Origin of the sequence: Enterobacter cloacae complex sp. P16RS2 (genome assembly GCF_014982155.1) — a bacterium.
Lineage (GTDB): Bacteria > Pseudomonadota > Gammaproteobacteria > Enterobacterales > Enterobacteriaceae > Enterobacter > Enterobacter cloacae_M.
In genome coordinates this window covers 1-10,641 of the sequence record NZ_JADCKW010000016.1, presented here as the reverse complement: position 1 = coordinate 10,641, position 10,641 = coordinate 1, and the positions used below count along the sequence as shown (strand labels likewise).

9 protein-coding genes are annotated in these 10,641 nt (G+C 49.8%); 5 read left to right on the top strand and 4 right to left on the bottom strand.

Annotated elements, in window-relative coordinates; all coding sequences use genetic code 11:
• Window positions 1-176: 176 nt before the first annotated feature.
• A complete protein-coding gene (purU, locus tag INF68_RS11885; protein ID WP_023312104.1) occupies window positions 177-1,019 on the bottom strand; it encodes a formyltetrahydrofolate deformylase in 843 nt (280 codons plus the stop codon).
• Window positions 1,020-1,065: 46 nt separating this feature from the next.
• A complete protein-coding gene (locus INF68_RS11880) occupies window positions 1,066-1,524 on the bottom strand; it encodes a YchJ family protein (protein ID WP_032656686.1) in 459 nt (152 codons plus the stop codon).
• A gap of 114 nt (window positions 1,525-1,638) precedes the next feature.
• Here INF68_RS11880 and rssA point away from each other — a divergent pair, with 114 nt between their 5' ends.
• The 3 genes from rssA to galU all read left to right on the top strand — a co-directional run bounded on the left by rssA (window position 1,639) and on the right by galU (window position 4,755).
• On the top strand, window positions 1,639-2,541 hold the full coding sequence (rssA, locus tag INF68_RS11875; RefSeq protein WP_126786826.1) for a patatin-like phospholipase RssA: 903 nt from the start codon (window positions 1,639-1,641) through the stop codon (window positions 2,539-2,541).
• 91 nt (window positions 2,542-2,632) lie between these two features.
• On the top strand, window positions 2,633-3,646 hold the full coding sequence (rssB, locus tag INF68_RS11870; protein WP_023312101.1) for a two-component system response regulator RssB: 1,014 nt from the start codon (window positions 2,633-2,635) through the stop codon (window positions 3,644-3,646).
• Between the two features lie 200 nt (window positions 3,647-3,846).
• Entirely contained in the window at window positions 3,847-4,755 is a 909-nt protein-coding gene (gene galU, locus INF68_RS11865) for a UTP--glucose-1-phosphate uridylyltransferase GalU (protein ID WP_008502780.1), read from the top strand.
• Window positions 4,756-4,956: 201 nt separating this feature from the next.
• Here the strand turns inward: galU and hns are convergent, their stop codons facing one another.
• Window positions 4,957-5,370, bottom strand: a complete 414-nt coding sequence (gene hns, locus INF68_RS11860; protein ID WP_008502781.1) for a histone-like nucleoid-structuring protein H-NS — start codon at window positions 5,368-5,370, stop codon at window positions 4,957-4,959.
• Between the two features lie 549 nt (window positions 5,371-5,919).
• Between hns and tdk the strand changes: the two genes are divergently transcribed.
• On the top strand, window positions 5,920-6,534 hold the full coding sequence (tdk, locus tag INF68_RS11855; protein WP_045355905.1) for a thymidine kinase: 615 nt from the start codon (window positions 5,920-5,922) through the stop codon (window positions 6,532-6,534).
• A 66-nt stretch (window positions 6,535-6,600) separates the two neighbouring features.
• Here tdk and adhE read toward each other — a convergent pair whose 3' ends face one another.
• Window positions 6,601-9,279, bottom strand: coding sequence for a bifunctional acetaldehyde-CoA/alcohol dehydrogenase (gene adhE, locus INF68_RS11850; protein ID WP_032647603.1), 2,679 nt, complete (start codon window positions 9,277-9,279; stop codon window positions 6,601-6,603).
• 478 nt (window positions 9,280-9,757) lie between these two features.
• Between adhE and INF68_RS11845 the strand changes: the two genes are divergently transcribed.
• The gene (locus INF68_RS11845; RefSeq protein ID WP_023312098.1) at window positions 9,758-10,405 is read left to right on the top strand and encodes a YchE family NAAT transporter; all 648 of its coding nucleotides are present in this window, start codon (window positions 9,758-9,760) and stop codon (window positions 10,403-10,405) included.
• Window positions 10,406-10,641 lie beyond the last annotated feature (236 nt).

Genomic DNA, 10,641 nt, shown 5'->3' with positions numbered 1-10,641 from the left:
GCCGCTCGGGAACCCCACCACGGGGTAATACTTTTTACTGGCCTGCTTCCTGGTGGAAGCGGGGCGCATCATATCAAATGAGGCGCCCCTGTAAAGCATTCCTTTAGGGAAATGAAGCTGTTTGCCTGCTTTTTATCCGTAAAGGCGCAAAGCTAATCAATTCATTTTCCGAAAGATTAAAGAATGATGGTTCTGTTGCCGTAGACAAAGACACGCTGCGCCAGTACCTGATACAGCGCACGGCTCAGCACGTTCTTCTCAACGTCACGCCCTGCACGCATCATGTCCTCGGCCGTGTAGGTGTGATCCACGTGAATCACGTCCTGCATGATGATTGGACCTTCGTCCAGGTTGTCATTCACGTAGTGCGCGGTTGCACCGATGATCTTCACGCCGCGCTCGTAGGCCTGGTGGTAGGGACGCGCACCAATAAAGGCCGGCAGGAACGAGTGGTGAATGTTGATGATCTTGTTCGGGAAACGCGCCACGAAGGATGGCGTTAACACGCGCATGTATTTCGCCAGCACCACGTAGTCCGGGTTATGCGCTTCAATGGCCTGGGCCATCAGATCGTCGTGTTCTTCACGAGTATGGCCTTCGTGGCTCACCAGCTCGAACGGAATATCAAAACGCTCGACCAGCGTGCGCAGCGTCTCATGGTTGCCAATAACGGCAGCTATTTCCACGTCCAGACCACCGTAGTTTGCTTTCATCAGCAGGTCGCCCAGACAGTGTGCTTCTTTAGTCACCAGGATCACGATGCGGCGTCGACCGGCTGGGGTCAGTTCGCGCACGGAACCTTCCGGAAGCGCGCTGTCGAGATCGGCAAGCAGGGTAGTATCGTTGAAAATACCTTCGAGTTCGGTACGCATAAAGAAGCGGCCGGTACGGTGGTCAACGAACTCGTTGTTCTGCACGATATTCAGTTCATGTTTGTAGCAAATGTTGGTAATTCGTGCGATCAGTCCTTTTTGATCGGGACAGATAGTGCGCAGAACTTTACGTTGTAATGATTGCATCGCCGGGAAATCCTGTTTGTATTTGCGAAGTCTGGGTTATCAGGCATTACTGCCCGCAACACTTTTTAAATTTTTTACCTGAACCACACGGGCAGGGATCGTTACGACCAAATTGCGGGCGCGTTCCGTCAATATAATACCACTGCCCGCTTTCCTTTAAGAACCGGGAACGCTCGATAATGGCACCAGGTTTATTATTCTCGGTAAAACGAGCAACAAAGCTGACGTAACCTTCATCAACATGGCTGCCCGTTGAGGATTCATAGACGGTAAGGCCGAGCCACTGCGTGTTCGCGAAGCCGGCTTCGATGTCCTGTCTGAATTCAGCAGCCTGGCAGGAGGGATGCCAGGTTTTAATCAGGTAGTCTGCGTCTTTGATCACAAAAGCAGTGTAACGTGAACGCATGAGGTGTGACGGGTCTGGTGCAACCTGATCGCCAGACAGATATCGCTGGCAACATAGGCTATACTCCAGAGCGCTACCACAAGGGCAGAGTTGAGACACGATTCTCTTCCTGGAACAAATAATAAAGGCGTAAAACGCTTCGGGTAGCACTATGTTAACTGAGCTGTTGCGTTGACGCTATGTCAGGAATCCAGGGGAAGTAAAACAGGGCTAATGAGAAAGGTTAAAATTGGACTGGCGCTGGGCTCAGGTGCAGCCCGGGGATGGTCACACATCGGCGTGATTAATGCCTTAACCAAGATGGGCATTAACGTAGATATTGTCGCAGGTTGTTCAATAGGATCGCTTGTCGGCTCCGCTTACGCGTGCGGGAAGCTTCCGGAACTCGAGACCTGGGTGCGTTCCTTCAGTTACTGGGACGTCCTGCGTCTGATGGACCTTTCGTGGCAGCGGGGTGGGCTGTTGCGCGGCGAACGCGTCTTTAACCAGTTCCGCCAGGTTATGCCTCTCGAAGACTTTACTGATTGTCAGATGCCCTTCGGCGCCGTCGCGACGAACCTCAGCACGGGACGCGAACTGTGGCTAACCGAAGGGGATATCCATCTTGCCGTGCGCGCCTCCTGCAGCATGCCGGGGCTCATGGCGCCTGTTCCACACAACGGTTACTGGCTTGTCGACGGTGGCGTCGTGAACCCGGTTCCCATCTCTCTGACCCGTGCAATGGGGGCGGATATCGTGATTGCCGTCGACCTGCAGCACGACGCCCACCTGATGCAACAGGACCTCATGCCGGTCAATCTACAGAGCGAAGATGCCGAGGGCGAGAAACTGGCCTGGCATGAGCGCCTGCGCGGTAGAATCGGGCGCATGGCCGCGCGACGCTCGGTTGCCGCGCCGACGGCGATAGAAATCATGACCACGTCAATCCAGGTTCTGGAGAACCGCCTTAAGCGCAATCGTATGGCAGGCGATCCGCCAGATATTCTTATTCAGCCTTACTGTCCGCAAATCTCTACTCTTGATTTCCATCGGGCTGAGGCCGCCATCGCAGCGGGCTCGTTAGCCGTCGAAAAGAAAATGGACGAATTGTTGCCTTTTGTGCAAACAGCACGTTAAGCACCTTTTTTTGACTACTTCAGCAAAATCTGACAGGCGATAGTGCCGATCGCATGCCACTATTTAGTTACTGTCAGCCAGGGGAGGAACCATGACGCAGCCATTGGCCGGAAAACACATTTTGATTGTAGAAGACGAGCCCGTTTTCCGATCGCTACTGGATTCGTGGTTATCCTCGCTGGGAGCAATCACTTCACTCGCTGAAGATGGTATCGACGCCCTGGAAAAAATGATCAGCATTACGCCCGATTTGATGATTTGCGACATTGAGATGCCGCGCATGAATGGGCTGAAGCTGGTTGAACATCTGCGTAACGAAGGCAACCAGACGCCGATTCTGGTGATCTCTGCCACAGAGAATATGGCGGATATCGCCAAAGCATTGCGTCTTGGCGTCCAGGATATTCTGCTTAAGCCGGTCAAGGATCTGAACCGACTGCGAGAAACGGTCTTAGCGTGCCTTTATCCGAATATGTTTAATTCCCGAGTAGAGGAAGAGGAGCGTCTTTTCCAGGACTGGGATGCCCTGGTGAGTGATCCTCCTGCTGCGGCGAAACTGTTGCAAGAACTTCAGCCGCCCGTACAGCAAACTATTTCACACTGCCGCGTAAATTATCGCCAGCTGGTGGCGGCTGATCAGCCGGGACTGGTGCTGGATATCGCACCATTATCTGATTCCGACCTTGCGTTTTATTCTCTGGATGTCACCCGTGCGGGGGATAATGGCGTATTAGCCGCGTTGCTTCTTCGCGCGCTATTTAATGGTTTGCTGCAGGAACAGTTATCGCATCAGGGACAACGGCTGCCGGAGTTAGGCAGTTTGCTCAAACAGGTAAACCAGCTTTTTCGTCAGGCTAATTTGCCCGGACAGTTCCCGCTGCTGGTCGGCTATTACCACAGCGGTTTAAAGAATCTGATCCTCGTCTCAGCGGGTCTCAACGCTTCACTGAATACCGGTGAACATCATATTGAGGTGAGTAACGGTGTGCCGCTTGGGACATTGGGTACGGCGTATCTTAATCAAATTAGCCACCGCTGTTCCTCCTGGCAGTGCCAAATTTGGGGCGCCGGGGGACGGCTACGCTTAATGTTGTCCACGGAATAAGCAATTGGATCTTAATTTTAAGATTGCTTTACCTGTGATTTACGGGGAGTGCTACTATCGCTGCCCAGTTTCATGCGTATTTATCCTAATTGATCGGCAACGCGTTCTTTTCAGACCCGAACTGCGGGGCGAGGCTGATATACTCAACGCGTTATTTATTGCATAAAAGTTCAAAACTTGAACAGCTCAGGAGAATTTGAATGGCTGCCCTAAATTCGAAAGTCAGAAAGGCCGTCATCCCGGTAGCGGGATTGGGGACCAGGATGTTACCAGCAACTAAGGCAATTCCTAAAGAGATGCTGCCTCTGGTTGATAAGCCATTAATCCAGTATGTCGTTAATGAATGTATCGCAGCCGGCATCACTGAAATTGTGCTGGTTACGCATTCATCAAAAAACTCTATCGAAAACCATTTCGATACAAGCTTTGAACTTGAAGCCATGCTGGAAAAGCGTGTTAAGCGTCAGCTGTTAGAAGAAGTTCAGTCTATTTGCCCGCCACACGTTACCATTATGCAGGTTCGTCAGGGCCTGGCTAAAGGTCTGGGCCACGCTGTTATGTGCGCACATCCTGTTGTAGGTGATGAGCCTGTAGCGGTAATTCTGCCTGACGTAATTCTGGACGAATACGAATCCGATCTTTCTCAGGATAACCTTGCTGAGATGATCAAACGTTTCGACGAAACCGGCAGCAGCCAGATCATGGTTGAGCCTGTTGAAGACGTGACGGCATACGGTGTGGTTGACTGCAAAGGCGTTAACCTTGAACCGGGCGAAAGCGTGCCAATGGTTGGCGTGGTAGAGAAGCCTAAAGCCGACGTAGCGCCTTCAAACCTGGCCGTTGTAGGTCGCTATGTCCTGAGCGCTGAAATCTGGCCTCTGCTGGCGAAAACGCCTCCAGGAGCGGGTGATGAGATTCAGCTGACGGATGCGATTGATATGCTGATCGAGAAAGAGACCGTTGAGGCTTACCATATGAAAGGTAAGAGCCATGACTGCGGTAATAAGCTTGGTTATATGCAGGCGTTCGTTGAATATGGTATTCGCCACAATACTCTTGGTGAAGAATTTAAAACCTGGCTCAAAGAGAGCGTAGGTATTAAGAAATAAGCCACGGTTACATATGTCCGAAACCGGTGAGGCGCTGCCCACCGGTTTTTTTATGCCCTAAACACTTCTGAAACCTGTCTCTAAGTACAGTTATTAAAATTGCCAAATAATGCTTTATGACAGAGTGTAAGGGGATGTTTGCGACAAATTTAGGTTAAAAAAAATCCCGCATTACGCGGGATTTTTCTGAATACGGTTGGATTAATCCTTGATCAGGAAGTCGTCCAGCTGTTTACCTTGTTCGTCCATGGCTTTCTTGATAACAGCAGGAGTGCGGCCCTGGCCAGTCCAGGTTTTAGTTTCGCCGTTCTCGTCAACGTAGCTATATTTAGCAGGACGAGCAGCACGCTTGGCTTTAGTACCGGTTTTAGCTGCAGCCATGCTGTTCAGCAATTCATTTGGATCGATACCATCAGCAATCAGCATTTCACGATATTGCTGCAGTTTACGAGTACGTTCTTCGATTTCAGCAGCAGCTGCGCTTTCTTCTTCACGACGTTCATTAACTACAACTTCTAATTTTTCCAGCATTTCTTCAAGCGTTTCGAGGGTGCATTCTCTTGCCTGCGCACGAAGAGTACGGATGTTGTTCAGAATTTTAAGTGCTTCGCTCATTGTAGTAATCTCAAACTTATAATGGGGGGTGGTTTGTTGACCTAATAATAGAGCCATAAATTCAGTTGTGCAATAGCCAGGAATGTAAGGAATTCAAAAAATACTAAATAATGCCGCTATTATTAATTACGCTAACTTAAATTTCATCACCCAACAGTCTCGTTTGTTATCAGCTAACCCGGCTGGACCCGGTCGATTGCATCTTTTTTTTGTGACATTTACCGCAGGAATTATAGTTGCGGCGGAAAAATATCAGCCTTTTGTATTAGTTCCCCTGCGTGATGTTAAGACCGTAATAGTTAATAAATAGTGAATTTTAAAGAACGGGGATTCCACTATAAAAAGCAGTGTTATGTTTGGCTAAACATATAACATATTGGCCGGGCAGAAGGAGTTTACTTCATGTTTTAACGGGCTATTTTCATGAAAAGAAGGTTGTGAACTCTGCGCTGAAACGCTTCCTCTGTGTGCTGCATCGCTGATGACCTGACAAATTATGGTACAATGAATCATCGGGAATATTACACATTGATTAGGGTTTTACGGCCAATGGCACAACTTTATTTCTACTATTCGGCAATGAATGCCGGGAAATCCACCGCGTTGCTGCAATCCTCGTACAATTACCAGGAGCGTGGGATGCGTACCGTTGTTTATACGGCTGAAATTGACGATCGCTTTGGCGCAGGGAAGGTGAGCTCAAGAATAGGGCTCTCGTCGCCTGCCAGACTGTTTAACCCGAAAACCGATCTGTTTGAGGACATTCGTACAGAACATGCTTTGCAGCCCATTCACTGTGTTCTGGTAGATGAGAGCCAGTTTCTGACGCGTGAACAGGTTCATGCTCTTTCAGAGGTGGTCGATGAGCTTGATATTCCCGTGCTGTGTTACGGCCTGCGTACGGATTTCCGCGGTGAGCTCTTTGCCGGTAGCCAGTACTTGCTCGCTTGGTCGGATAAGCTTGTCGAATTGAAAACAATCTGCTTCTGCGGTCGCAAAGCCAGCATGGTGCTTCGTCTCGACCAGGCCGGAAAACCTTATGCAGATGGCGAGCAGGTGGTTATAGGCGGTAATGAACGCTACGTTTCAGTCTGTCGTAAGCATTATAAAGAAGCGTTGTCTGTAGGCTCGCTGACGGCGATTCAGCACGACAACAGGAAATAAGGCCGGCCTTGTTTTACAGACATAAAAAAACCCGCCATAAAGGCGGGTTTTTTCTTATGCTTTCAATTAAGCGCTTTTCTTCGCTTTCTTGTCAGCTTTGATGACAGGAACTTCTGTTTTCACAGCGGCAACGTCACCTTCTTTGAACTCACGACCGTAGAAGGTATCCAGCAGAATCTGTTTCAGCTCGGAGATCAGTGGGTAGCGCGGGTTAGCACCAGTACACTGGTCATCGAATGCATCTTCAGACAGCTTATCTACATGAGCGAGGAAGTCAGCTTCCTGAACGCCTGCTTCACGGATAGATTTTGGAATACCCAGCTCAGCTTTCAGGCTTTCCAGCCATGCCAGCAGTTTCTCAATCTTCGCAGCAGTGCGGTCACCCGGTGCACTCAGACCAAGGTGGTCTGCGATTTCAGCGTAACGACGACGCGCTTGCGGACGGTCGTACTGGCTGAAAGCAGTCTGCTTGGTTGGGTTGTCGTTAGCGTTATAACGGATAACGTTGCTGATCAACAGGGCGTTCGCCAGACCGTGAGGAATGTGGAACTGTGAACCCAGCTTGTGCGCCATAGAGTGGCAAACACCCAGGAAGGCGTTCGCAAACGCGATACCGGCGATGGTTGCTGCACTATGAACGCGTTCACGTGCTACCGGGTTTTTAGACCCTTCGTTATAGGACGCTGGCAGGTTTTCTTTCAGCAGTTTCAGAGCCTGCAGAGCCTGACCGTCAGAGAATTCAGATGCCAGTACAGAAACGTAAGCTTCCAGGGCGTGAGTTACCGCATCCAGACCACCGAACGCACACAGTGATTTCGGCATATCCATGACCAGGTTCGCATCAACAATAGCCATGTCTGGGGTCAGTGCATAGTCAGCCAGTGGATATTTCTGACCTGTTGCATCGTCCGTTACTACTGCGAATGGCGTAACTTCTGAACCGGTACCGGAAGTGGTGGTTACCGCGATCATTTTCGCTTTTACGCCCATTTTCGGGAACTTGTAGATACGTTTACGGATGTCCATAAAGCGCAGCGCCAGTTCTTCGAAGTGGGTTTCAGGATGCTCGTACATGACCCACATGATTTTCGCGGCGTCCATTGGGGAACCACCGCCCAGTGCGATAATCACATCTGGTTTGAAGGAGTTAGCCAGTTCAGCACCTTTACGCACAACGCTCAGGGTAGGGTCAGCTTCAACTTCAAAGAACACTTCAGTTTCAACGCCAGCCGCTTTCAGTACAGAGGTGATCTGGTCAGCGTAGCCGTTGTTGAACAGGAAACGGTCAGTCACGATGAGCGCACGTTTGTGGCCATCAGTAATCACTTCATCCAGCGCGATTGGCAGTGAGCCACGGCGGAAGTAGATAGATTTCGGAAGTTTGTGCCACAACATGTTTTCAGCTCGCTTAGCAACGGTTTTCTTGTTGATCAGGTGTTTTGGACCAACGTTTTCAGAGATGGAGTTACCACCCCAGGAACCACAACCCAGAGTCAGGGAAGGTGCGAGTTTAAAGTTGTACAGATCACCGATACCACCCTGAGAAGCAGGGGTGTTAATCAGGATACGTGCAGTTTTCATCATCTGACCGAAGTGGGCAACGCGTTCTGGCTGGTTGTCCTGGTCGGTGTACAGACAAGAAGTGTGACCGATACCGCCCATGGCAACCAGTTTCTCGGCTTTCTCTACCGCGTCTTCGAAATCTTTCGCACGGTACATGGCAAGCGTTGGAGACAGTTTTTCGTGAGCAAACGGCTCGCTTTCATCAACAACTTTCACTTCACCGATCAGGATTTTGGTTGTTGCCGGAACGGTAAAGCCTGCGAGTTCAGCAATTTTGTAGGCTGGCTGACCCACGATAGCGGCGTTCAGCGCGCCATTTTTCAGGATAATGTCCTGAACCGCTTTCAGCTCTTTGCCCTGCAGCAGGTAGCCGCCGTGGCTGGCGAAACGTTCGCGAACCGCGTCATATACGGAATCCACGACCACAACAGACTGTTCAGATGCACAGATCACGCCGTTATCGAAGGTTTTAGACATCAGCACAGACGCAACGGCACGTTTGATATCAGCGGTTTCATCGATAACAACAGGGGTGTTACCCGCGCCCACGCCGATAGCAGGTTTACCGGAGCTGTATGCGGCTTTAACCATGCCTGGACCACCGGTCGCCAGAATCAGGTTAATGTCCGGGTGATGCATCAGCGCATTGGAGAGCTCGACGGAAGGTTGGTCGATCCAGCCGATCAGGTCTTTTGGTGCGCCAGCAGCGATCGCCGCCTGCAGGACGATGTCTGCAGCTTTGTTAGTCGCGTCTTTCGCACGTGGGTGTGGAGAGAAGATGATTGCGTTACGGGTCTTCAGGCTAATCAGTGATTTGAAGATTGCAGTAGACGTTGGGTTAGTGGTCGGAACAATACCGCAGATGATGCCGATAGGTTCAGCGATGGTGATGGTACCGAAGGTGTCGTCTTCGGACAGCACGCCACAGGTTTTCTCATCTTTATAGGCGTTGTAGATATACTCGGAAGCAAAGTGGTTTTTAATCACTTTATCTTCCACGATACCCATGCCGGATTCGGCGACGGCCATTTTAGCGAGAGGGATTCGAGCATCTGCAGCAGCCAGTGCGGCCGCGCGGAAGATTTTATCAACCTGTTCTTGGGTGAAATTGGCATATTCACGCTGGGCTTTTTTAACGCGCTCGACGAGGGCGTTCAGTTCAGCGATATTAGTAACAGCCATAATGCTCTCCTGATAATGTTTAAACTCTTTTAGTAAACCAGCGCTCGATACGTCACACAGTATAGACAGAGCCGATACGACTTGCGTAACACAAAGTAAAACAAAGAGTTACTTTATGCGTCAGCACACTAATTTACTAAAAGAGCCTTACCTTAGCATCATCCCTTTTTGTCAGGTGATCTCCCTGGGGGCGTAACCAAGATTACTCACTTCTGAGTACGGAAATCATGATCTGCGTCAATTTTCCCCCAAGCTGATACCTTTCAGCAGGGTTATTTCGTTGAGATTTTTCAAGTGTTAAATAATTACGTAAGTAATGGAAGTGGCGCTGTCATTGATTATACATATATTTAACATCCTGAAATGGTAACGTTTTGCCGCAGATTTCGAGTGAAGTATGCTAATAAAAAGGGTATCTTCAGCGCGATTTCTCATGACAAATTGTCAGTCCCGGGCATGTGTATAAGCGGAGCAAAACGTGATTCAAACGCTCTTTGATTTTCCAACGTATTTTAAATTTTTTATTGGTTTGTTTGCCCTGGTCAACCCGGTGGGGATCATTCCTGTCTTCATTAGTATGACGAGTTATCAGACGGCGGCGGCCAGGAATAAGACCAACCTCACCGCTAACCTGTCAGTAGCTATCATCCTGCTCACCTCTCTTTTCCTGGGTGACGCCATTCTCCAGCTCTTCGGGATTTCGATTGACTCGTTCCGCATAGCGGGTGGGATCCTGGTCGTGACCATCGCCATGTCAATGATCAGCGGTAAGCTGGGCGAGGATAAACAAAACAAGCAGGAGAAGTCCGAAACCGCCATCCGCGAAAGTATTGGCGTGGTGCCGCTGGCCTTGCCGCTCATGGCTGGCCCTGGCGCCATCAGTTCAACCATTGTCTGGGGCACGCGTTACCATAGCCTGATGCACCTGATTGGCTTTTCCGTCGCCATTGCGCTTTTCGCGCTCTGCTGTTGGGGCGTATTCCGCATGGCGCCCTGGCTGGTGCGCCTGCTGGGTCAAACGGGCATCAACGTCATTACGCGTATCATGGGCCTGCTGTTGATGGCGTTAGGGATTGAATTCATCGTTACGGGAATTAAAAGCATTTTCCCCGGTTTGCTGCACTGATATTTCGTATGAAAGAACGGAGCCATGGCTCCGTTTTTTACGTCATTATCAGTAAATCCTATAACTAAAGTTGAAATGCTCACATATTATAATAAATTCTACTAATAATGTTCATTGCTTGTATTTCAATGAGTTATTAATTCCCGCCAAACCCGCCTGCGCAGAAAACCTTCGATCGATCTGTTATTTTACTCACATGATACTCTGGGGCTTGCTGAGAGATAACCGAAATGATA